The sequence below is a fragment of the Streptomyces sp. NPDC051286 genome, assembly GCF_044455345.1.
GTDB lineage: Bacteria > Actinomycetota > Actinomycetes > Streptomycetales > Streptomycetaceae > Streptomyces.
In genome coordinates, this window is sequence record NZ_JBITER010000029.1 from 1 (window position 1) to 22,288 (window position 22,288).

The 22,288-nt window shown below is 69.6% G+C and carries 25 protein-coding genes and 1 pseudogene; 11 read left to right on the plus strand and 15 right to left on the minus strand.

What is annotated here, in order from left to right; all coding sequences use genetic code 11:
* Positions 1-187: 187 nt before the first annotated feature.
* Positions 188-616, minus strand: a complete 429-nt coding sequence (locus ACIBB8_RS25790; RefSeq protein ID WP_398955912.1) for a helix-turn-helix domain-containing protein — start codon at positions 614-616, stop codon at positions 188-190.
* 338 nt (positions 617-954) lie between these two features.
* Here ACIBB8_RS25790 and ACIBB8_RS25795 point away from each other — a divergent pair, with 338 nt between their 5' ends.
* The 9 genes from ACIBB8_RS25795 to ACIBB8_RS25835 all read left to right on the plus strand — a co-directional run bounded on the left by ACIBB8_RS25795 (position 955) and on the right by ACIBB8_RS25835 (position 8,014).
* Positions 955-1,287: a transcriptional regulator gene (locus ACIBB8_RS25795; RefSeq protein WP_398955914.1), complete on the plus strand. Its 333-nt coding sequence runs from the start codon at positions 955-957 to the stop codon at positions 1,285-1,287.
* Between the two features lies 1 nt (position 1,288).
* The gene (locus ACIBB8_RS25800; RefSeq protein ID WP_398955916.1) at positions 1,289-2,308 is read left to right on the plus strand and encodes a hypothetical protein; all 1,020 of its coding nucleotides are present in this window, start codon (positions 1,289-1,291) and stop codon (positions 2,306-2,308) included.
* Positions 2,308-3,006 (plus strand): ATP-binding protein, encoded by a 699-nt coding sequence (locus ACIBB8_RS25805; RefSeq protein WP_398955918.1) that lies wholly within the window; start codon positions 2,308-2,310, stop codon positions 3,004-3,006. The genes ACIBB8_RS25800 and ACIBB8_RS25805 overlap by 1 nt, the downstream gene beginning before the upstream one ends.
* 112 nt (positions 3,007-3,118) lie before the next feature.
* A complete protein-coding gene (locus tag ACIBB8_RS25810; protein ID WP_398955920.1) occupies positions 3,119-3,685 on the plus strand; it encodes a WhiB family transcriptional regulator in 567 nt (188 codons plus the stop codon).
* Complete coding sequence (locus ACIBB8_RS25815; RefSeq protein WP_398955922.1) at positions 3,682-4,743, plus strand: DUF2637 domain-containing protein; 1,062 nt, start codon at positions 3,682-3,684, stop codon at positions 4,741-4,743. Before ACIBB8_RS25810 ends, ACIBB8_RS25815 begins: the two co-directional genes overlap by 4 nt.
* 101 nt (positions 4,744-4,844) lie before the next feature.
* Positions 4,845-5,069, plus strand: a complete 225-nt coding sequence (locus ACIBB8_RS25820) for a hypothetical protein (RefSeq protein WP_398955924.1) — start codon at positions 4,845-4,847, stop codon at positions 5,067-5,069.
* Entirely contained in the window at positions 5,066-5,731 is a 666-nt protein-coding gene (locus tag ACIBB8_RS25825; protein WP_398955926.1) for a plasmid mobilization protein, read from the plus strand. The genes ACIBB8_RS25820 and ACIBB8_RS25825 overlap by 4 nt, the downstream gene beginning before the upstream one ends.
* A complete protein-coding gene (locus ACIBB8_RS25830) occupies positions 5,731-7,503 on the plus strand; it encodes a relaxase/mobilization nuclease domain-containing protein (protein WP_398955928.1) in 1,773 nt (590 codons plus the stop codon). Before ACIBB8_RS25825 ends, ACIBB8_RS25830 begins: the two co-directional genes overlap by 1 nt.
* Positions 7,504-7,609: 106 nt before the next feature.
* Positions 7,610-8,014, plus strand: coding sequence for a hypothetical protein (locus ACIBB8_RS25835; RefSeq protein WP_398955930.1), 405 nt, complete (start codon positions 7,610-7,612; stop codon positions 8,012-8,014).
* A gap of 177 nt (positions 8,015-8,191) precedes the next feature.
* On the opposite strand, the gene ACIBB8_RS25840 is transcribed toward ACIBB8_RS25835, so the two are convergent.
* The 5 genes from ACIBB8_RS25840 to ACIBB8_RS25860 all read right to left on the minus strand — a co-directional run bounded on the left by ACIBB8_RS25840 (position 8,192) and on the right by ACIBB8_RS25860 (position 11,145).
* Positions 8,192-9,004, minus strand: a complete 813-nt coding sequence (locus ACIBB8_RS25840) for a hypothetical protein (protein WP_398955932.1) — start codon at positions 9,002-9,004, stop codon at positions 8,192-8,194.
* A 722-nt stretch (positions 9,005-9,726) separates the two neighbouring features.
* Complete coding sequence (locus tag ACIBB8_RS25845; RefSeq protein ID WP_398955934.1) at positions 9,727-9,963, minus strand: MarR family transcriptional regulator; 237 nt, start codon at positions 9,961-9,963, stop codon at positions 9,727-9,729.
* 102 nt (positions 9,964-10,065) lie between these two features.
* Complete coding sequence (locus ACIBB8_RS25850; RefSeq protein WP_398955936.1) at positions 10,066-10,383, minus strand: esterase; 318 nt, start codon at positions 10,381-10,383, stop codon at positions 10,066-10,068.
* Between the two features lie 101 nt (positions 10,384-10,484).
* Complete coding sequence (locus tag ACIBB8_RS25855; protein ID WP_398955938.1) at positions 10,485-10,697, minus strand: hypothetical protein; 213 nt, start codon at positions 10,695-10,697, stop codon at positions 10,485-10,487.
* Between the two features lie 100 nt (positions 10,698-10,797).
* Entirely contained in the window at positions 10,798-11,145 is a 348-nt protein-coding gene (locus ACIBB8_RS25860; RefSeq protein WP_398955940.1) for a DUF317 domain-containing protein, read from the minus strand.
* A 217-nt stretch (positions 11,146-11,362) separates the two neighbouring features.
* Here ACIBB8_RS25860 and ACIBB8_RS25865 point away from each other — a divergent pair, with 217 nt between their 5' ends.
* Together ACIBB8_RS25865 and ACIBB8_RS25870 are read left to right on the plus strand one after the other, a co-directional pair.
* Positions 11,363-11,626, plus strand: coding sequence for a hypothetical protein (locus tag ACIBB8_RS25865; RefSeq protein ID WP_398955942.1), 264 nt, complete (start codon positions 11,363-11,365; stop codon positions 11,624-11,626).
* A gap of 217 nt (positions 11,627-11,843) precedes the next feature.
* The gene (locus tag ACIBB8_RS25870; RefSeq protein ID WP_398955944.1) at positions 11,844-12,212 is read left to right on the plus strand and encodes a hypothetical protein; all 369 of its coding nucleotides are present in this window, start codon (positions 11,844-11,846) and stop codon (positions 12,210-12,212) included.
* 54 nt (positions 12,213-12,266) lie between these two features.
* On the opposite strand, the gene ACIBB8_RS25875 is transcribed toward ACIBB8_RS25870, so the two are convergent.
* The 9 genes and pseudogenes from ACIBB8_RS25875 to ACIBB8_RS25915 all read right to left on the minus strand — a co-directional run bounded on the left by ACIBB8_RS25875 (position 12,267) and on the right by ACIBB8_RS25915 (position 22,197).
* On the minus strand, positions 12,267-13,019 hold the full coding sequence (locus ACIBB8_RS25875) for a hypothetical protein (RefSeq protein WP_398955946.1): 753 nt from the start codon (positions 13,017-13,019) through the stop codon (positions 12,267-12,269).
* Between the two features lie 6 nt (positions 13,020-13,025).
* Positions 13,026-16,673, minus strand: coding sequence for a CHAT domain-containing protein (locus tag ACIBB8_RS25880; protein WP_398955948.1), 3,648 nt, complete (start codon positions 16,671-16,673; stop codon positions 13,026-13,028).
* 370 nt (positions 16,674-17,043) lie between these two features.
* A pseudogene (locus tag ACIBB8_RS25885) lies at positions 17,044-17,898 on the minus strand (DUF317 domain-containing protein); the annotation flags it as partial.
* 115 nt (positions 17,899-18,013) lie between these two features.
* Positions 18,014-18,853, minus strand: a complete 840-nt coding sequence (locus tag ACIBB8_RS25890) for a winged helix-turn-helix transcriptional regulator (protein ID WP_398955952.1) — start codon at positions 18,851-18,853, stop codon at positions 18,014-18,016.
* A 24-nt stretch (positions 18,854-18,877) separates the two neighbouring features.
* Positions 18,878-19,624 carry a large ATP-binding protein gene (locus ACIBB8_RS25895; RefSeq protein ID WP_398955954.1) on the minus strand — a complete coding sequence of 249 codons (747 nt, stop codon included), beginning with the start codon at positions 19,622-19,624 and terminating at the stop codon, positions 18,878-18,880.
* Between the two features lie 71 nt (positions 19,625-19,695).
* The gene (locus ACIBB8_RS25900) at positions 19,696-20,361 is read right to left on the minus strand and encodes a hypothetical protein (RefSeq protein ID WP_398955956.1); all 666 of its coding nucleotides are present in this window, start codon (positions 20,359-20,361) and stop codon (positions 19,696-19,698) included.
* Positions 20,358-20,834, minus strand: coding sequence for a hypothetical protein (locus ACIBB8_RS25905; protein ID WP_398955958.1), 477 nt, complete (start codon positions 20,832-20,834; stop codon positions 20,358-20,360). Before ACIBB8_RS25905 ends, ACIBB8_RS25900 begins: the two co-directional genes overlap by 4 nt.
* Complete coding sequence (locus ACIBB8_RS25910; RefSeq protein ID WP_398955959.1) at positions 20,831-21,601, minus strand: glycosyl hydrolase; 771 nt, start codon at positions 21,599-21,601, stop codon at positions 20,831-20,833. The genes ACIBB8_RS25905 and ACIBB8_RS25910 overlap by 4 nt, the downstream gene beginning before the upstream one ends.
* Positions 21,598-22,197, minus strand: coding sequence for a DUF4913 domain-containing protein (locus ACIBB8_RS25915; protein ID WP_398955961.1), 600 nt, complete (start codon positions 22,195-22,197; stop codon positions 21,598-21,600). The genes ACIBB8_RS25910 and ACIBB8_RS25915 overlap by 4 nt, the downstream gene beginning before the upstream one ends.
* Positions 22,198-22,288: the final 91 nt, after the last annotated feature.

Sequence of the window (22,288 nt, forward strand, 5' to 3'; positions counted from 1 at the left end):
AGGCGAATCTGTCCATGTCACCAGCCTCCAACCCACTGACCTGCACCTTCAGCCTGGGACGGACTCCAGAACCCCCGAATTACGCGGAACGCAGGAAGAGGTGGTCGCGGTGATCGGGCGCGAGTTGCGGATTGAAGCGGTGGCGAATGTCACGTGAGGAATTCGGCGGGGCCTTCCCCGGGCTTCCTCAATCCTCGTCGCTGAGCCCCTCCAGGGCTCGCGCTCTCTCTACAAAACCGAGGATCGTCTGAAGGGTCTCCGTTGAGAGCCCTGAGGATCTCAGGGCCACGCCCCGAACCTCGGCATCGCGGAATGCGGTGAGGAGCGCCAGTTCGGACTCGATGCGTTCCGAGTCTTCGGCGGAGAAGAAGTACGAGGGAGGTACGCCGAAGAAGTCCGCGAGGGCTTCCAGGTGGCGCATGGTCGGATTGTCCTTCTTGCCGGTCCGCAGGCTCCAGATGTAGCTGGCGGAGACCGTGGGGCCGCCCCGTTTGGCGATCTCGGTTGCAACCTCTTCGTAGGTGTAGGGGGCTCGACCGCGAGGGCGCACCGTTTCGAACAGGTAGTCGAGCTTGCTGGCGAGGGTGCGCCTCCCTGCGGGGGGTCCGTCGCTCACCATGCCTCCTCTTCTGTTCGTGGCTCGTCCAGTACGACTGGTGAGAACGATACCGCAGGCATCCCATTTTCCCTGGTTGACGTTGATCATATTTGCTGGTCTAGTGTCGTCGCACGGTCATCGACTCATGGAAACAAGATGGTGAGGGGTAGGACGACTCAAGACGGGTGGGCCACCCACAAGCTCTGCGTACCAGCAGACAGAGACGAGGAACGGCGCCCAGGAGCTAGTGACTCCCAGGCGCCGCGAGCCCCGAAAGGGGCGGATTCACACAACGGCGAGCGGCCGGGCTTTTGCACGAGAACGACCGCATCACCGTCCAAGCAAGGGAGTATTGCATGCCGCTGTCCAACGAGGAGAGGGCGACTACTCCGCCGGTCGTCATGGAACCCGAGCCGCGCTTGGCGCGACAACTCGTTGACATGATCACCGGCGCGACTGCCATCCGAGTCAGCCTCAACGACCCGAAGCACGCGTGGCCCCACCCGCATGCCGTTGTCAAGGACGAGGCCGGGGAGACGCTGGAGCTGGGCCGGACCACCGCTAGGGTCGCAGCCCGGTGGATCCTGCGGGTCTGGCCGGAGGCGGACTGGGCCCGCCCGCACACCTTCGACCTCGCCGACTCGACCCTCACCCGCAGCGACCTGATCGTCGCCGGTCGGGGCCGCTGACATGGCGCGGATACGAACCATCAAGCCGGAGGCGTTCGTCTCCGAGTCGCTCGCCGAAGTGAGCGTCGAGGCCGAGCGGACCTTCTTCGGACTGCTCACCCAGGCCGACGACCACGGCCGCCACCGTGACAACGCCGCGATCATCGCCGGACTGCTCTGGCCGCTGCGGGCCGAGCACTCCTCGGTCCACGTCGAGGACGACCTCCAGCAGCTCGCGAACGCTGGCCTGATCTGCCGATACTCCGGCTGCGACGGCCGTCGCTACCTGCACATCGTGACCTGGTCCGAGCACCAGAAGATCGACAAGCCGAGCCAGTCCCGCCTACCCGCCTGCTCTCAGCACCAGGCGGCCGACCGGTGCGCTCCCTGCAAGGGCACCTGCACCAAGCGAAGTGAGGAGTCGCCCACCCTTACCCGAGGGCTCGCCGAGGCTTCGCCGAACGCTCCCCGAGTCCTCGATCTGCCCGCGCAGCCCGCTGCGTCGCCTCCCGGCAACGTAGGCGGTGCTCCCACCGCCCAGCAGGACGCCTTCGATGGCATGGCCGGCACCCCTAGCCACGCGGATACGGAAAGCGCAGGTCAGGACGCATTCGCCGAGGGCTTCCCGAACCTTCCCCGAAACCTCGGAGAGGGCTCGGCGCCTGGATCTAGGATCTTGGATCCTGGATCTTCTTTCCCTACGGGGCGCACAGCGCCCGCAGCCACCGTCTCGGCCAACCAGCTCGTCGGCGAGTACATCGCTGCCTGCGACGAGCGCCCGCCCAGCGACGTGGTCGGACACCTCGGACGGATCACCAAGAAGCTCCTGGGCGAGGGCATCGCCCAGGAGCACATCCGGGCCGGGCTCCAGAACTTCGCAGCCAACCCCAAGCACCCGAGCGTGCTGACCAGCATGGTCAACGAAGCCATGAACGCACGCTCCGGCGGTTTGGCGCGGCCGGGAATCCGGCCTAGCGTGCCCGCTCACCAGGCGTGGACCAACCCGATCAACGCTGCCGCCGCCTACGCCGAGGAGCTGTGATGCGCACCCACACCCGCGACCCGCAGACCCTCGGCGGCGCCGGCACCCTGGACCGGATGGCCCGCATCCTGGCCGCCCGCAACATCGACCCCGCCGCCGTCGCCGCCCTGGCCGACGAGCCCGAGCCCTTCTCCCCGCTGGACGCCGGCATGCCCCCGCGCTACCAGGGCGCGGTCGCCGACCACCCCCAGGTCCTGGCCTGGGTCCGGGAGGTCGCCGAGGCGGCCGTCGCCCCCAGCCGGGGAGCCCGGCGGCAGGTCACTACCGGACCCAGCCTGCTGATGGCCGGGGTCGTCGGCGCGGGCAAGACGCACCAGGCGTACGGCGCGGTCCGGCGACTGGTGCAGAGCGGGGTCGGCGTGCGCTGGCACGCGACCACCGCCGCCGACCTGTACGCCGACCTGCGCCCCCGGCCCGGGGTAGACAGCGAGCGGGAGCTGGCGGCCGTCAGCCGCTGCCCCCTGCTGATCATCGACGACCTCGGCGCAGCCAAGGCATCCGAGTGGGTCGAGGAAGTGACGTACCGGCTCATCAACCGCCGGTACAACCACATGCTCCCGACGCTGATCACCACCAACCTGGCGATCAAGGACCTCCGGGCCTACCTCGGCGACCGCGTCACCTCCCGGCTCGCGCAGATGACCACCCGCGTCGAGTTCGAGCCGGTCGACCGCAGACGCCTCCGCACCGCCGCCTGACCTGCCGCAGGCCGCCGGGCCGCGCCCCCAGTGCGCTGCCCCATGCACCTCCCGACCCAGCACAACCCTCCGCCGACGCCCCTGCGCGCGGAGAGCGATCGGAGTAACCCGCATGACCACCACGACGATCAGCCCTGCCCGCCACCGGCCGCTCGGCGACCACACCTGGCAGGACCAGGCCGTCTGCCAGAGCACCGAGTACAACCCGGTGGACCCCGAAACCTTCTTCCCGGAGCCCGACGAGACCGACAAGATCGCCGCCGCGAAGTCGCTGTGCGGCCAGTGCCCGGTCCGCCGCACCTGCCTGGATGCCGCCCTCGAAAGCGGCGACACCCACGGCATCCGGGGCGGTATGACCGAGGAGGAGCGAGGACCGCTGCACGAGAAGCTCGCGAACCGCCTGGACTACAGCCGCGTCAACGCCACCGTCGCCGGGCGCGACGTCCACCTCACCAAGTCCGAGCGGCGCGCAGTCGTCCACGCCGCGTACCGCCACGGCATCACCGAACAGCGCCTGGCCTGGCTCCTGAAGATCACCGAGGAGCACGCCCAGAAGCTGTACCGCGAAACCCGCCGAGCCCTGCGCAACCGAGACCTGGAGCAGACCACGAAGACCACCCTGACTCCGGAGGCCGACGGCCAACGCCTGGGCCGCGACGACTTCGGTACGGCAGCGTGAACACCGCGAGCGCGCCCAAGCCGGCACACATCACCGGCTGGGACCGAGCAGTCGTCATCGCCCTGGGCGGCGCAGGATGCGCCCTGTCCTACGACGCCCTCCAGCAGATGGCCGCCGCCATCCACGTCCGCGGTTTCCTGACCTACCTCTTCCCGCTGGTGATCGACGGGTTCATCGCCTACGGCATCCGGGCCCTCCTGGTCCTGCGCGACGCACCCCTGCGGGCCCGGCTCTACGTCTGGACGCTCTTCGGCACGGCCACCGCCGCCAGCATCTGGGCCAACGCGCTCCACGCGGTGCGACTCAACGAGGAAGCGGTCTCGGACACCGGGCTCCGCCTCGGGGACATGGTGGTCGCGGTGCTGTCCACCATCGCCCCGCTCGCGCTGGCCGGAGCGGTCCACCTCTACATCCTCATCGCCCGGGGGCCGGTCAAGGACAGTGACCGAAGTGACCGCGATGACCTCGGACAGCCCGGTCACCTCGGTCAGGCCGACCGACCCGAGGGCATCGCGGTCACCCGGACTGACCGGCCCGGTCAGCCGCAGCCGCAGGCCAGTCAGGTCAGTGCCGGTCAGCCGGTCACTGCCCTGACCGACCGGCCGCGACTGTCCCTGGACAAGCAGACCCCAAGTCCTCGGTCACTGACCGGGGACAGTGCCCCGGCGGACAGCAGCAGCCCGGTCACCGGCCACCCCGATCAGCCGCACGAGCCCGCTGACCTGCCCGGACAGTCGGACACCGCGCCGTCGGTCACTGCCCGCCCGGCAGACACCAAGCCGGTCACCGGTCACCAGGACAGCCTCCGGCCGGTCACTCCGCCAGCGGTCACTGACCCGGACACCCGGACAACCGGTAACCGGCGGCCGGACCCGGACACCGAGGAGCTGCTGGAGATCGCCCGGTCAGCGGTCAGGGCCGAGGACAAGCTGACCCGCAAGGTGGTCGCCCAGGCGATCCGCGGTCAGCAGATCCCGCTGTCCAGCGACACGCTGACCGCCCTGATGGTCCAGCTCCGCAAACAGCACGGACAGTCGGTCACCTCCGCCCGGAACTGACCGGACAGCACGAAGCGGGTGACCCAGCCGGACACTCCGGCCGGTCACCCGCCCCCGGACACGCGCCTCACATCCTTCCGAAGCGAAGCGGAGAGCACCTCATGCGCACTCACCCGGCCACACCTGCCGAGGTCGATTCCTGGCTGACTGTCCTGCACCAGCGCGGCCACCTCCACCGCGCCCAATCCGCCCCCGACAACACCTGGACCGTGCAACGAACCCCGCACAGTCGCCCTTGGACCCTGCACCACCCGGTCCTGGCCATGGACTGGATCGAGGAACTCGTCCGCGAAATCCGCCAGCAGAACCCGGAGACGAGCCGGTGACCGCCAACGACCCGGTGGCCACCACGGCCGGACAGCAGCGTGACCCCACGACGGCTCCTGGCGGAGCAAGCTATCGCGTACGACGGTCCTACGGCCCGTCGTACGCACTTGCCCCCGCCCAGGATGGCGGGGGAAGCCCGGCTGGTCCCCGAGCGAGGGCGCACGGAGACCAGCCGGGCAACCAGCACCAGGGGGCGCCGGCCACCGGGGGAGACGCCGACCACGACGACCACCGCGAGCAGCCGAGCCCGAGCACGCCCGCCTTCCCCGACCGCACCCCGCGCCGCCGCAGCCGCAACCCGAGCGAACGCGCCCGCAAGACGACCACCCGCCTCTCCGACACCGAGAAAGCCGAGATCACCGACGCCGCCACCCAGCGCGGCGTCACCGTCGCCCGCTTCCTCGCCACCGCCGGCCTGAGCGCCGCCCGCGGACACGCCGCCGTGCACAGCAACGACCAGCTCGACACCGCCATCGACGAACTCGCCGCCCTGCGCACCGCGCTGGCCCGGATCGGCAACAACATCAACCAGATCGCCTTCGTCCTCAACAGCGGTGGCCACCCGCGCGCCGGTGAACTCGAACAAGCGCTGGGCGCACTTACCGGACTTCTCGCCCGCGTCGATGACGCGGCGAACGACCTGGTGACCCGGCGGCTGTGATGGTTCCCGACATCGGACGCGGCTCCCGCACCCATGGCCTCCTCGTCTACCTGTACGGCCCCGGACGGCGCGAGGAGCACACCGACGCGCACCTCGTCGGCTCCTGGGACGGCTTCGCCCCCGACCCCGGCCGCGACACCGGCCTCGACCCCGACCCGAAGGTCACCCTCGCCCGGCTCACCGCCGCCCTGGACCTGCGGGTCAAGCAGGCCGGCGACCGCGCGCCCGCCAAGCACGTCTGGCACTGCTCGGTCCGCACCGCCCCCGGAGACCGGCGGCTGGACGACGAGGAGTGGAACGCCGTCGCCCAGCGCATCGTCCACGCCACCGGCATCGCCCCGGCCGGAGACCCCGACGGCTGCCGGTGGATCGCCGTCTGCCACGCGGAGGACCACATCCACATCGTCGCCACCCTCGTACGCGGCGACCTGCGCAACCCACGCCTGAACTACGACTTCAACAAGGCCCAGGCCGAATGCCGCCGCATCGAGAAGGAGATGGGCCTGCGGCGCCTGAACGCCGGCGACGGAACCGCAGCGAAGAATCCCAGCAGCGCCGAGAAGTTCAAGGCCGAGCGCACCGACCGCCCGGAGACCTCGCGCGAGACGCTCCGTGAGGCCGTTCGTCGAGCCGTGGCGGGAGCGGACTCGGAGGAGGAGTTCTTCACGCGGCTCCGCGAGGCGGGGGTGCGGGTGAAACTGCGGCACGCTCCGTCCGGTGACACGCTCGGCTACAACGTGGCCCTGCCCGGCGACCGCAACCGCGACGGAGACCCGGTCTGGTACTCCGGCTCCAAACTGGCCCCCGACCTCTCCCTGCCGAAGATCCGCCTACGCCTCACCGACGGGGCCGCCGAGCCGAGCACGCCCGCGGTCGCCGCTGACCGGACGAACTGGTCACCGCCCGCCCGTCAACGACGCAACGCCACCGTCATCGCCGAGCGCTCGGCCACGCTCCTGGAACGCGACGAGGACGGCGAGGCCGCCGCCCAGCTCGTCGGCGTCGGCGAACTCCTCGACGCGGTGGCCCAGACCTCACCGGCCACCACCCGCGCCGAGCTGGCCGCCGCAGCTCGCGCCTTCGAGCGGGCGACCCGCAGCCATGTCCGCGCCGAACGCGCCGACACCCGGGCCCTCCGCTCAGCCGCCCGGGGCATCGTCCAGGCCGGCGGGGCGCTCGGCCGAGGCGAGGACGGCGGCACCACCGCCATGCTCGTCTCCACCCTCGTCCTGGTCACCCTCGCCGCCGCCCGCTGGCACTCCGCCCGCGGACACGCCCAGCAGGCCCACGCCTCCCGACAAGCCGCCGCGCACCTGCGCACCGCCTACCGGCAGGCCGCCGCCACCCCGATGCGAGTGCTGCACGACCAAGGTCGGGCCCTTCCAGAAGCCCAGCGCCGCACGCACGAAGCCACCCTTCGCGCCGTCGTGCCGGACGAGGTCGTACGGGCAGGCGGCATGGCGAAGAGGACCGACGCCTTGGTCGCCACCCTCGCCCAGGCCGAGCGGGTGGGCCACGACTCCGAAGCCCTCCTGCGCCAGGCCATCGACATGCGCGAACTCGACAGCGCCGATGACGTGAGCGACGTCCTGGTCTGGCGCCTGCGGCGCATCGCCCAGCTCCCGGCACACCCGGGTGACGCTGCCCGTCGTCCGCAGGCCGCCACCCGCCATGCCAACACGTCGAGCAGCCGCACCAGTGAACGAAACGCGACGGCAGCCGCGCCGCTCGGGACTGTTCAAGACCCCAATCGCCGCTCGTCACGTCGCTGACCAGGTCGAACCGGTAGTCGACCACCGACCGAGCGGACGCTGCGAAATATATGGACAGCCGGTTCCACCGGCTGTTACGGATGAAGACAGGACCGACGACCGGGAGATGACGCTCGTGCTCAGAACCACCACCCGCACCACCGGGCCGGCACCCGCGCTGCCCGTCCTCCCCACTGGTACTGACCCCCTGCTGCAGCTCCAGGCCGAGACGCGGCCGGCCGACGGACCCGGGGCGATTCGCTGCGTCGGCCACTCACGCGAACTCGCTCTCGGGGGCATCCCCGTGATGTGCTCCGCCTGCCGTGCCCGACGCGACTGGCTGCTCATCAACCACGGCCGCAACGTCTGGGTCCGCTGCCGGTGCGGCAACCAGTGGCTCGAGCCCGAGATCAGCCGCGCCGACTTCGACGCCCTGGTCGGCGGCCCGCACGGGACGACCTACCCGAGTGTCGAGGCGGGCTTGGCCGCGCTCGGGTTTGACGGCGTCTTCGTCGGCATCTACCTGGAGTAACTACCAACGCCCAGACCAGGGTCGACAGCCCACAGTAGTGCTGCCAGGGATTCGGGACTGGCTGCAGTGGCCAGAATGCCGTCGTGCAGGTGGCGTCCGCACCAACCCCGGGCCTTCACCGCGGTGGTGGACGAGGGCCGAGCGCTCGCCCCTGCAAGCCGATCCCTGCGGCATTTGTCAGCGCCCGATTTCGCCGAGTCGCTGTTCGACGATAGAGAGGATCAGCGGAGTGGCGGAGATCGGGAAGTACTCCCGTCCTCGCACTGGCTTCACACCCTCGTCGGCGAGGGCGAAGCGTATGAACGTTTCCAAGTTGGGTGCGAAGTCGCCGGGAAGGTCAGGGGCGACAAGCACCTGCGTCGTGTACCCGTCTGCGGCGTGGGCTCGCAGACGGGGGCGAGGCTCACCGGAGGTGATTCCGAACTTCACACGTTCCACGTCCTGTACGACGTAGAACACGTCCCACACCTTGCCGGCGCATCGTCGGCAGATGCCCTGCCCCTGCTTGACACCGCTGGGGATGGTCTTGACCTGGTGGCCAGCACGGCAGATCAGTCGATGCTCAACTCCGTCCCCCCGCCACTCCGGCTCGAGGACGGTCCCGCCGAGTTCTTCCACCCGCGCCTTGAACCACGCCCAACATGCGACGGGATCAATGCCGACACACTTAAGGCATCGGCCGGTGCCGCTGCGCATGTTGTTCGGCGTGGGTGTGAAGGGGTGGCCGTTCTTACAGATGACGCGGTGCTGTGCTGCCTTCCCCAGCCACTTCGTTTCGAGGACGGTCCCACCGAGGTCTTCCACCCGGGCCTTGAACGCTGCCCATGCTGTGGCCGGATCATTCCCGGAGCACACCGAACAGATGCCCCCACCACTGCGCACGTATCCGGGCCGGGGCTTGCTGGGGTGGCCGTTCCTGCAAATCACCCGGTGACGGTTGTCCTTCCCCAGCCACTCGGTCTCGACGACTGTCCCGCCGAGCTCTTCCACCCGAGCTTTGAAGGCTGCCCACGCCGTAGCCGGATCGCTACCGGAGCAAGGTCGGCACATACCCTGGCCTCGTTGCACGGCGTTCGGAATCGTTGTCGTCTCGTGCCCCTTCGGGCAGCGAGTCTGGTGCCTTACCGCGCTGCCGAGCCACTTCGGCTCCAGCACTTCACCGCCCAGAGCTTCTATTCGGGCCTTGAACTGCGCCCATGCCTTTGTCGGAGAACCCCCCATAGGATCACTCTTCCAGGGATCCACTTCCACAGCAGCCGTATCGGAGGAACGAACCGGTCTGGCTGTACCCGTCGCACTCGGCAGCCGGAGTCAGACTTCCCGGCCTCAAGGGTGGGGAATGCGGCACAAACGGGATAAGTGGTCTCCACTGGTATAGGAAAGCAACAGACGGAACGCCGAGGGGCGCCACCCACGTATCAGGGGCGCCCCTCGGGTGCAGGTGTGGTCAGCCGCGTGCGCTGTCCTTCGGTAGCCCGCCTCGGAAGTGACATTCCGGGCATTCGTTCCTCGCCCTGGACATGGCCCTCGAACCAGCCGCGGACCTCTGAGCGCAGGATGGCCTCCTCCACCGTGGCTTCGCCGCTGCGGATTGACTCGATGGTCGGCCGACGATCCACCCGGGTACGGCGTTGTCGGTCGAAGGGAACGGCGGTGGGGGCATCTGCGCATCGGGCCTCATGCCCGCAGCCTTCGGGCGAGCACCAAGTCGGTCAGTCGGTCGGGGTGGTCTCCTGCCGGGGGGAGCTGTGCAGGTCGCTGCGAAACCCCCGGCCGACCGGCCTCCAGCTCTGGAACGTGGACGGCTTCCAGCGGGGACGGTCCGGCACGCTGTCGTCGTCGGGCGAGGGCAGGCTGCCCCGGCTCTTGCGGCTGCGGGTCGCGCCGACGCTGATACCCAGGTGGGCGGCGACCTCCGGGTATCCCCAGAGCCTCTGGTCGTCGGCCATGGTGTCCTCCTTCGTCGGGTCGAGCGTACGCAACGAACGGGTGGACGCACGACGAGGCCGCCCCCGCCTGATCGGCGTTGGGCGGCCTTCGGCGGTCCTCGGTCAGACCCCGGCGAGCCGGTTAGAGCGGTCGAGGGCGTCGGTCGCGAAAGAGAGGGCGGCGCACAGGCCGGTCACCTCGTACAGGGTCGGACGGATCAGGCGCGGCCAGTCGTCCGGGGCGGCGGGCCAGGAACCGAGGAGCACCTCGGCAGTGGTCAGCCCCAGGTACGTCGTGACGTCCCAGCCGCTGCGCGATGCGGGCTCCCAGCGCAGTCGGATGCGCCCGAGGGGGAGTCTGGAAGTCTCGGCAGCGAGCCAGGTGATGTCGAAGGGGCCGTCGGGGCGGGTGGAGATGCGCTGGAGAAGCGCGCTGTGCACGCCGTGCGGCATGGGGCGCGCCGCGACAGTGTGCAGTGCGAGGCGGGGCGCGGGGCGCGAGAGTGACGAGATGGGAAGCCTCCGTGGTGGTAAGGAAGCGATCAGGCCCAGGTGAGGGCGTCGCGCGCCCCCACCGGGAGGTAGTCCTCCTGGCCGTCGTCGGTGATGTACGCCTTGCCGTCGCGGACGACGACCTCGGCCCCCACGAAGTGGGCGAAGGGGAAGTCGGGGTTGACGGCGAGACGGACCGGCAGGTTGGGGTCGAGTTCCTGGAGCTGGCGGAGCAGGTGACCGACGGTCAGGTACTGGGGCAAGGGAGTCTCCGTGAACGGTGGACATTGACGGGGCTGGTCGGCCCGACGACGGGGAGTCGTCGAGCCGTCGGTGGATGTATGAGCGGAGCCTGATCGGCAGTCAGCACGAGGAGTTGGTGACCAGGGCGGCGAGGAATCCGGCAACGGCCTCGGAGGGGGTGTGGAGACCGAACTCCTGGACCCATGCGTCGCCATCGGCGGGCTGCACCCGGACGTGCCAGACGATGTTGCGCTGCCAGGCCGACGGGTCCTCGGGGAGCCAGCCGACGTAGACACAGCCGTCGGGGCTGGTCGCGTGGACGTTGGCCTCGGGGGTGTCGACGATTGCCCACCCGAGTGCGTCCAGGGGATCGAGCACCGGGCCCGCACCGTGGTCGGCGGAGAGCCAGTGGAGAGCGTCCGCCGTGGGGCGGACAACGACCGGAAGGAGGGTGGCAGAGGTGCTCACGGTTAGATGGATCCCTTTGTTGACCTGCGGTTTTCCCGACATCCGTACGTTGGCATGTGGCATGCCGAAGTGCGTAGTCGTTTCCCGGCAAGGACGTCTGCCGTGGGCGAACTCGGGGTCGTCGGCAGGTGACTGGAGACCGGGGAATGGGCAGGCCACCGTGGTTGTCCTACATGGGTTGCGGTGACGGGCCGCAGGCGAGAGAAGGGGGACAGCGATGGCCGAGGCGAGCAGACACTGGGACGGCGCCGGGTTGGAGCGCAAGATCCGCGCGGCCGGGCGGCCGTGGACCGTAGGCGACATCGCGATGGTCGCCGACGGCCAGTGGGGAGTCGGCGCACAGCCCGATCAGTGGCCGGACGAGGAGACGGTGGAGCGCCGGGTCGCCGAAGGCCGGCGCGTGGAGCTGACGATGGAGGAGCTGGCCCACGCGGTGGGCCTCCGCGCAGAAGAGGACCACCGCGACGAGACTCAGAGCTAACCGTTCAACGTCGGGGGCCGGTTGTGGGTGCCGACGGCCCGATGACAGCCGCCGGAGAGGACGGTTCGGGCACGGTCCCCGGGGCGTGCCGCGTCTGCCCGGAGCGGGCGACAGCGGCCTGTGCCAGCCGAACCCTCGGCGCCTCAACCTCGGGTGCGGCGGCCTCACGAGCCTCCACCACGCGTCGAATCGCCTGGAGGTACGCACGGCTCTCCGCGTGCGCGGCACGAAGGCTGACCGCCGTTTCGGTGATCCGGTCGAGTTCGTAGAAGTCAGGCACGTACCCATGCCGGGACAGGGCGTGAAGACGGTCCTGGTGGACGGTTACCGCGTTGCCCGTGATGGCCAGGGCCGTGCGGGTGTGCATGGCGCAGCGCAGGAGCGGGTCCTCGCTGGGGAGGCGGCCCGCCAGGACCCCAAGTGCTTCGAGGGGCTGGCCCCAGGAGTTCACGATCACGCTGTGGCCCGGTCGAGCATGGTGGTGGTGGCCATGGTGGAACTCCTGTTGTGCTGGGGCGACGCGGCAACGAACCGCAGCGGCGTGACACAGGGCGCGGGCGCCTACGCGAAAGCGTTCTCTGGCTGACTTCCAGCGCGGTCGGCTCCGCATGGCCCGCCGCTCCGTCTTGCACGTCGAGGGTCAGACGATGGCCTGGCTCTCCATGAGTTCAAACGGCCCGTACGCGTGCTCCACCCGCTTGGTCGTCCACAGCCTCCGCGAGGTCTCCACCGTTGCCGACACCGCCAGCACAGCGCTCAACGGACCCGGCGGCCCGTCCCAGCGGACGACCGAAAGGAACTCCCAGGTGCCGTGGAGTCCCTCCGCCGAGCGGTCCGGCGCCTGCAGCACCCAGTCCGCGCCGAGTTCGCCCCACAGCCCCACCACCGTCGCGCGGCTGCGCCGCGCTGTGACCGTGCGCCCGACCCGGCCCACTCCCACCTGTCCGAGCGATCCGAGAGTCAGCTGCGGCTGCAGGGCGACGTCGGTCGCGACCTCGTCGTGCGTCTCTTCGCGTGCGGGGTGGATGCTGTGCACACGCGGTGGTCCGCTCCCTTCTTGACCGTCGAGCCGTACGGAGAAGACGATCTCGCGAACACAACCGTCGGCCGGGCGGCGCAGCGAGAAGGGGAACCGCAGGAGCCGGAAGGTGACGCCCGCGTCCAGTTGCGCCCTGACGATTGGATCCACCGACGGGTGATCGCTCAGACCGTCGAGGGAGATGCAGTCGAACACCGAGCGGGGCAGCTCGATCTGCGGCCTGCCGGTGATGACGGGCAGCGTGGCCGGCCCCCGCACACCGCTTCCTTCGTCAGCAGGTTCCAGCCAGAGGTGAACGGCATCTGGCCGCCACTCGGGAAAGGCGGTCTGTGCGCCGATCTCGTCCAGGGACATTGCCTGTCACGCTCCCACAGTTACGAACGGTCCCCAGTAGTAGGGGTGTGAGGTATCCGGCGCGGCGCGCAGCTCGAGCGCCGCGCCTTGCAGGGCCCCGGGTACATCGGTGCCGTGCTGCACCCGGGAGTAGTAGCTCCTCATCAGACGGCGCGTTGTCGCGGAGTCGACTTTCCACTGGCTGGCGACGACCCGGCTTGCGCCGGCCACCAGGAAGGCCCGGACTAGCCCTTCGCCCTCATCGGTCGGCCCCAGGTCCCGGCGGTTGGACTCACATCCGCTGAGGACGACCACGGCGCCGTTGAGCCGCATCCGGGAGATCACCGTGCGCGCGGACAGTACTTCGGTCCCCTCCTGTGTGCCGTCGGACAGGAGCAGGCCGGAGCCGAGCGGATCGTCCGGGTCGAAGAATCCGTGCGCCGCGATGTGCAGGGTGGACAGGGTCGGTGCCAGTTCCGTGATGCGGTCGATCCTCGCGTCCGTTCCAGAGGCGACGCGTCCTGCTTCCGCGTTCAGGAGTGCCGCGGCCTCGCGGGCCTCCTGGAGGAACTCGTCCTGCTCCTCGGCCGAGTCCGTCCCGGAGTGGGCGAGCACGAGGGCGGATCCTTCGTAGGGACGGCGGTTGCCGAGACGTCGCCCCAGCACCAGCCCCGGCAGGTAGTGGACGGGGGCGATCTCGGTCAGCGATCGGCCGTCGAGCCCTGCAACCGGAAGGACGTGCAACGGCAACTCGTGGAGCAGGCCGTGCGGGACGAGGACGGTGGCGGTCGCCTGTGCGAGGCGCGGGCACCAGGCCCGTGGCACCAGGGCCTCGGTGAGGTTCGCCCAGGCCGGCGAGAGCGGCTGGCCGGGGTTGGTGGGGCGGCGCCAGATGTCTGCCGCGGCCAGCCTGGAGTACGACTCCAGGTCCGCCCACGACAGAGGTGACTTCTCAGCCAGTACCTGCCCGTCGTCGAAGAGGGCGAAGGCGATGCAGGCGTCACGCATCGAGAACCAGGACAGGAGCACCGTGCCGGGTGCGAGAGAGTCCCTGAGTTCAAGGAGTTCTTCCAGGGTCGGTGCGTCCCCCGTGCGCAGGCGGGCCAACTCGGGAGATATACGGGCGAGTTCTCGGTGGATGTCCACCAGAGTCTGCTCCGCCATGAGCGTGTCCACGTCCTCCTGCGTGGGGCGTTCCCGCAGCCTGGCGAGCCGGGACCGCGCCTGCTCCTCTCGGCGGGCCAGGTCCGCGGGCACGAAGTCGGGCAGCGGGCCCGTTCCGCCGACTTCCGCCAGGAATCCGCGTCCTCGGCCGCGCTCGGAAGCGAGCAGTGCGTCAGCGACACGCTGCTGGGCGAAGCGGTCCTCCACCAGTTGCTCGCAGGCCCAGAACATCCTGACGAACTCCTCGCGGTAGTCCTCGACCGATCCCGATCGTACGAGTGCGTCCGAGGCGTCCATCGCGACCTGGCAACTGCTGGTGCGCTCGGCCCGGAACCCCGCGCGGCGGCCCAGCGTCGGATCTGCCGCTTCGAGCGCTGCGAGGGTCTCGTACATGCCGCGGGCTGCCGAGCGGGCTGTCGTGGCCGGGAAACGGATGTCCGATGGTCCTAGCACTTCCCGGAAGGCGGCCCTGGCCTGTTCCAGAAGCTCCCCGTCGAAGGGCTTCAGCCTGCTCAGTTCCAGCAGTGTCGTCCCGAGGTTGACGCACGCGCCGGAAAAGGTCAGGGAGAGGAGCTTGGACCGGGAGACCTCCAGGAGTCGTGACAGGGCCCGGCGCGCCTGTTCGAGGTTGCGCAGCCGATCGCCGTCGGTCCGGTCCAGATATGCCTTTCCGAGGAAGGCGAGCGCCAGCAGCTCGGACTCCTCGTCACCGTGGGCCGCCGCCTGTGCGGCCATCCTCTTCATATCGGGGTACGGTTCGTCGGAATCCGGTTCGGCATGGCCCATGTGCCAACTGACGGTGACCCGTTTGGTGCCCAGTGGTCCGTCCGCCCCGCAGGGGGCGGCGGCGCAGGCTGCCTCCGGTCCCACTTCCCGGCACTGCCGCAGGACGTCCAAGTGCGTCTGCAGGCGGCTGCGGCGCATCGGGTCCGGTGTTTCCATTCCCTGCTCCACCAGCCGCAGTACTTCATCGCTGAGCAAGTAGGCAGGATGCGCCTGCAGGAGGGCCAGGCTTTCGCGCCAGGTCCCCACCTGCACAAACCGGTCGATCAGATCCGAGGAGTACTCGGCCGGGAGCCGGGCGAACCCCATGTCCACGCCCTCGTCGCGACATGCCTCGACCAGTCGCCGCAGTGCTTCGCCCTGCTCCGGCGGGACGTACAGAGGCTCCGGCTGCTGGGCCAGGCTCGGCAGCATCCGTCTCAGCTCCTCGCTCTCCAGGGTCTTCCGCTCGGACTCGTAGTAGCGCTTGCGTTCCAGCCAGGTAGCGCTGCCGAGGAACTCCTTGACGATCTTGACCTGCCGGTTTCGCTGAGTCTGTTCCGCGGTGAACTCGGCGATCGCCATCTGCGTGCCCTGCTCCAGGGCTCGTCGGACCAGCCCGGCCAGCGCCTCGATCGCTCCGCCACCCGGTCCTTGCCGCTGCTCCCGCTCCAGCACCGAGCCGACCTCCACCAGCACCTCCCGCGAGGCCGAACCGAGCAGCTCTCCCAGCTCCGAGACCTTCCTCGTCCGGCGCATCCGCTGGACCAGCATCTCCGCCTCGTCCACGGGTGAGGCGTCCAGGCGCCGCTGGAGCTCCGCCAACACGTGGGCGCGGTCGACCAGTTCAGGGTCGTCCGGTACCCCTGCCCCACGGCTCAGCTCCAGGGAACGCGCCACGTGGTGCAGTGCGCCCCGGAAGTCCCCACGCCCGGCGAGCAGCCCGCTCATCAACTGGTGCGAGCGCGCTTGACCGATGGCGTCCCCCGCCTCGGCCCGGAGTTCCAGGGCGTCGCGCAGCAGCGGCTCTGCTGCGTCGAGGCGTTTCTGCCCCATGAGGAGTGCGGCGAGATTGCTCAGGACGCTCCCCTGGACCCGGGGGTTGCCGCGGGCCAGTTCGAAGGCCTCGTGGTATCGCTGCTCGGCTTCGGCCGCGCGCCCGGAGCCCTTCAGCGCGTTGGCGAGGTTGAGCAGCGCGTCAGCGTGGCGGTGTGTCGGAAGGAAGGCCAGGGCACGGGAGTGCGCTGTGACCGCCTCGTCGTAGCGGGCCAGGGAGTTCAGTGCCGCCCCCCGGTTCAGTTCCAGCACACCGTGGAGTTCGTCGTTGTCGACGTGGTGCGCGTTCGCGTCGGCGAGCCGGAACCGGTCGAGTGCCTCTTCGTAACGGTTCGACTCGACCATCACCACACCCTCGTTGAGGTGTAGTTGGAAGCAGGCGAAGGGATCGCTTCCCGGGGGCGGCGCTTCCCCCTCGTCGACAACTTGCGCCGCTTCCGCGAGCCGCTGGTCGACGGTCAGGGCCGCGATCCACAGCGCCCTGGCGTAAACGCCGCGGTCACGGTCGCCGCCGTCGACCGCGTCCTGCCGGATTGTGTACTGCGCCAGATAGGCTGCCTCGGCGCCGAGCTGGTGCGCCCAACAGTCCCAGGCTAGTTGAAACAACAGGGCCGGGTCCGCGTCCCCGCCCGCCCGGCGGATGCGGAAGACTTCCTCCCGCAGCCGGTGCACTTCCCCTGTACCTTCAGGCACAGCGACACCCCCGTATGCCGGAATCTCTGCGTGCGGTCAGTGTGACGCAGAGATCGACCGCGCGGGTTCCACATGGCGATAATGTCTCAACATCTGCACCTGTACCGCCTGTTCAAGGACTCCCGTCGTCCCGTGGAGACGCGCGAGCCAGGATCCCACCGACCGGCGCGTCGTCCTGACATCGCCTATGCAGGAGCCGGTTCAGGCCGAAGGTTCCTGCCGGGCGAGCAGGCCCGAGGTGGTGACTGCCGTCGTCCGGCGGACCAGGTCGGTGAAGACCAGGCGTTATGCTAGCCAGTTCCGGATCTGTGGCGTAGGCAGCGAGCATGGCGTCCGACGGGCGGGTGCACTGCCATGCCGTCATGTCCATCCGGCTCTGGGCGGCCATCACCCGGAGGTCGGCTGCCGTGCGTGGTGCCCGCGCGGCACGGTGTACGGCCTGGGTGACCGCGGTGCGGCGTACGTCCAGCGGAGTCGGAGCGCGCGAGACCTGAGCCTCGGCGATCGGCGTGGCCAACGCGACAGGGGTCATAGTGACCAGGTGCTGCATACGCCGGTCGACTTGGTGGCGTTCGCGGACCACCGGGGTCGACTTCGCCATCACAGCGGCGGTTGCGGCGATCAAATGGGATGGGGTGCGGGCCGTGAAGGTCGCTTCGGCACGAGTGCCCCAGCCCGGCGGACCAGCCCACAGCTCGACGGTCCTGCGGTCGGAGCCGTAGCCGCGCCGATCGATAAGGATGCCCGCTTGGTCATCAGGAGCGATGATCTCGACGGTGCCGAGTTCAGCAGCTCCGTCAAGGTTCCAGCCTGCATCGGTCAGCGGCCGGACGGTGTCCCTCCAGGGGACGGTTGGCCCTGTCAAGAAGCGGCCGAGGGTGTCGGAAGCGATGGCTTCGTCGTAGTCCTGGACCAGTGCGGCGGTGAGGCCGGCGACCGTCTCGGCCGGGGTGACGTGGTTGAACGTTGCCGTCCAGCGAGGCGCCGAGAAGGCGTCCTCGGCTGCGCTGATCTCCCACAGTTCGAAGTCGTCGCCGAACCAGCCGATCCGAATCCGTTGGTCGGGAGAGGTTACGAGGAGCTGGCAGGGGCCCTCATCGAGGTACTGATGAGGCCAGTGGGCGACGGGCACGAAGCCAGCCTCGCCGGTCCCGTTGGAACCAGCCAGATACATAGGGCTGACCAGTACCTCTTGGTACCGGGTCGGGTCATCAGGGGCGTACATGGTCGAGTCTCCGGAAGCGAAGGAGGAGAACGGATCCGCGTGAGCAGCGGCGGGAGCCGCTGGAGCGCACGCGGATGCCGTGGCGGCGGCGAGTGGCCTCTAGTTCTCACTCCCATCACCGGCCCCGGCCCGGTGCCGACCGAGCGGTCACGGCCGCCGGCACCCGCGGTTCCGGCTGAGGCGCGTGGCTGAACATGACGTTGGACGCGGCGGCGCTACGCCGTAGGGCCGCCGCGGTCCGGGCGCTGTCGGCCCCCGCCCCCAGCGGAATACCGACGTGGGTGCGCGTTGCTGCCGCTGGCGCTGTTTCACTTCGCAGCACGAAGGGCTGGCTCCAGTGCTCGACACTCGCGTAGACGGCCCCCAACGCCTGGCCGGCATCGGTGAGCACGTAAGGGTCTCCGTGCCGGGAACCCGTCCGCGTGACCAGGCCATCGGCCTGAAGCCGGACAAGTCGCTGCCGTGCGAGGCCGTTGTCCAGGCGCGCCGCCTCGGCGATGTGAACGAATCGCATCTGGCCGTCAGCCGATTCGAGGGCCTGAATCACGGCAGTCGAGTGCCGAAGATGCAAGCGGCGCAGCGCGTCCTCGACACGCTCGGCTTCGGCCATCGGCTCCGGTGTCAGGTGGGTGCGGGACCAGTCCGACACCGTGCGGAGGACGGGGGCCAGAGACGTGCCGAGCGCGCTGAGTCGGTACGGCGAGCCCCGCCGGTCGTCATCGCGGATCACCAGTCCGTCAGCGTGCATCGTGGCCAGCCGTTTGCCGACGAACTGCTCGCTGACGAAGGGGAGCTGGGCAGCAACATCGCGGACGCGCATGGGGCCGTTCACCTGGGCCAGGGTCATCGCGGTCCAAGTGGTCCACTTGGGCCCGATCCGGGCGAAAGCCTCCTCGACGCGCTGGGCGTCAATGGAAGCGATGGAGAAAGTGGGAGGCAGGCCGGGGGTAGGCATGGTGGGGTCCTTATCGGGATGAGGTCAGCGTGAGCGGGGGGCTGCGAGGGAGGTACTGGCGACGGGCACGGCGGCCGAGTCGGCGAGCGCGCCTGACTTGGTCTGCGTGGTGGTGCGGCCGAGGGCGGCGGACACCCGTGAGGTCGTCGCGCGACCATCACGCAGGGCGACTTCCCCCTGCGAAGTGAGCGAGAGGAGCTGGCCGGGCCGATACACGTTCTCGGTGGTGTCCTGATGCAGCAGCCCGTCGGCGACCAGCCGCTGCACGGTCTGCGGGAAGACCGCCGGGTCCTGCCGCTGGGCCTTCTCCCGCGAGATGAACGGGTCCTCGCCGATCGCGTTGCGACGAAAGCGAACGCCTCCGGCCGCGACGGCTTCGAGGGCTACCAGCCCGCGCTCCCCGGCGACGGCCCAGTCGTCGTCCCGGTCGGGCCTCGTCTTCTGCCCGTAGCTCTTGTTGGTCGCGCGTTGAGCAGGCTCAGGCGAGGACAGAAGCCTCCGGTAGGCGGACAGGGACTCGACGAGCTGGCTGTACGCCCGGTCTTGCTGCGCCAGAACGTCTCCGAGTTCGGGGAGTGCGGTCCGCAGCAGCGCGTACGACACCTGGGCACGGCCGACTTCACCGCGACCGATGCCTTCGAGCAGCCGCTGAGCCCGCTGGACCGCGTCGAGCACGCTCTCGTGTCGCTCGTCCAACGCCGCTGTGGCTTCGATGACGCGCGTAGCGGCCTGGTGCAGCGGCTCTCCCGGACCATGCGCGAGGGCGGGCACGCTGACATCCCCGACACCGAGCACTTCGACGACGAGACAAGGCCCAGGGTGTGTGTCTGCGTCGTACGGGTTCACTCCGTCGCCTCCATCCGGGCGAGCAGGGAGCGGACCAGAGCGGGCAGGCTCCCGGGGTCGTCGCCGAGCCGAGGGCGGTCGCTCGCTTCGCGGAGGAGATCGGCGTCATCGAGCAGACCGCTGGAGATCTCCATGCAGGCGTCGGTGATCCGGGCGGCGGCGAGCAGCGACTGGGAGAGAACCTCGACGTAGTCGTCCGGTGCGAGGCCGGCGGCCTCGGCTGCGTTGCGGACCGCCTCCAACTCAAGCGCGCTGAAAGCGAAGTCGAACTCGTCGTCCCGCTCGGTTCCGCCGGATGCGGCGACGATCGGGGCGCAAGGCTCCGTAGGGATGCCCACGCGGGTACAGATCTCGTCGACCGAGGAGGTCAGCTCGACGAACGACTCGGTGAGCCACCCCAGCGCGGAGGCGTAGGAGGCCAGAGCGAACAGGCCCGCCGAACCAGCGGAGCGTGGCTCGGCGGCCACGAAGCCCTCGAACCGGTCGTTCAGCCCGGTGATCACGCGGGGCCCAGCGGCCAGCGGACCCAAGACGGGATGCAGGTAGGAGCGGGCGGCAGCCGTCGGGTACTCGGCGGCAGGGATGCCGCCGACGATCTGAGCGGCCTCGGTGAGGAGATCCGCCAGCTCTGAACGGGTCAGCGCAGTACGGTCGTTGGTCATCGCTGGGCGGCCTTTCGGGGGGCAGTGGCCGAGGGCGGCGCTGTTGACGGGGCAGTCGCGTGGCCCGCTGTCGGACGTTCGGCGGTGAGCGTCGAACGAGACCGGGCGGCCTGCACGCGGGCCTCCGTGGCGGAGTCCGGGCCGACCTCTTGCTGGGTGCCGGTCCGCAGGTGGGCCGCGCGGTAGACCGCGTAGTCCTTCCGGCTGCCAGCGGCTACGAGGTAGATCTCGCGCTTGTGAGTCGAGGTCGGTGGGGCCTGGCGGAACTGGATGACCAGCCGGTAAGCGACCTCCGGGTCGACGTACACCTTGTGGAAGCCGGCGAGACGGCCCTTCAACGGCAAGCAGTCGTCGCTTCCGTGGACCAGGTTCTGCAGCTCCAGCAAGGCCAAATCGCGTATCCCACCGGGGAGTTCCCGCAGGTCGGCGATGGCGTCAGGGTGCGCGGCGAAGGCGAAGCGGGCGCGGCTCACAGCAGCCTCCCCTGGACCGCGCGCTGAACCGGTACCGCCGCCGTCGCGCGGGGCGCGTCGAGCCCGGTCTGCGGTGTCGGAGAGGTACCGGCGGACCGGGAGAGGGCGATGCGGGCCCGGACGACAGCACCGTTGTGGTCGCTGTACTCCGGAGGCTCGGGCAGCGGTTCGCTGCGCTCGTCCAGCCAGGTCTGGGCGACGCCGACGTCGGGGAAGGCGCCCTCGCGCATCGTGTACGTGCCGGCATCGTGGTTCCACTCCTCGTAGAAGAGGCGAACCGGTGCCTGGGTGGCCTGGGAGTCGTTGACGAGTGTCCACGCCTCGCTGGGATTGTCGTCGGAGGTGTAGGTGTCGATGACCTCGTAGCGGGTGCCCGACTTCTGGATCTGCTGTTCCACCTGGACGGTGAGGTCGTCGGCGGGCTCGATGTAGTCACCACCGCGCAGTGCGATCCGTTCGAGCGGGCAGCCGCGTTCTGCCAGCCAGTTCTGGGCGAAGGACGCCGTGGCGTGGTGACTCGTCTCGAACGTGAACGTGGAATGCCGCAGATCCCGAGCGACCGCGATCGCAACGAGCTGTGGCTCGCCGGGTACCCCCCAGGTGACCGATCGGTCGTGGGCGAGGACGAAGCTGTGCGAACCGTTGGGCTTGGTGTGGTGTTGGGACAGCACCGTCAAGTCGCCAGACCAGAGGGCCTCCATCGCCTCCTCGGAGTCGTCGTCGACCGGCGAGAGATCGTCGAGGTCGAAGTCGAGGATGTCGTTCACGCCGCCACCCCCGACTGCTCGGGCGCCGGGGTGGCCAGCACCCGGTGATTGGGGCGAGTTGCGCTGGTCGTGCAGGCCGCGAAGGGTCCGTCGGGTGCACGCAGGTGCGCCAGGGTCTGGTCCAGGTGGTCGCGGTGCCAGGTCGACGGGCCGGACAGGCCGGCCTCCGTGTCGGTGAACTGCTGCCAGGCGAGCCAGAGTGCGTGGAGCCGGGCGACGGCCTCGGGGTGTTCGTGCCAGTGCGCGCACCAGGGACGGCTCGTGCTGATCTCCCGGCCGTACACCGGCAGGAAGAGGTAGTTCACCCAGTCGCTGAGTGCAGCGAGTTCGACGGCATACTCCTTGCCGCCCAGGGCGGGGATGAACACCGAGGCGGGGCCGTCGGCCTTCTTGCCGTCAGCCGCCTCGGCTTCCGGAGTGCCGTCCGGCGGCTGGATGGCGACGGATTCGGGCTCGGAGCCGAGGCGGTCGAGGATGACGCCGTGCTGCCTGACCTCGGCCATGGTCTTGGCGAGGGTGCTTGCGAGGTCGTCAAGGTCTGCGTCGGGGACGCGGTACGGCTCGGGGCCGGGGGAGGTCGGGCTGGTGTCGGCCATGGGGGTGTGCTCCATCTGTGAGACGGCGACATGCCCGAGAGGATCCGGAGAATCAGCGGTTTGGTCCGGCCGGAAGAACGCGGTAGGGGAG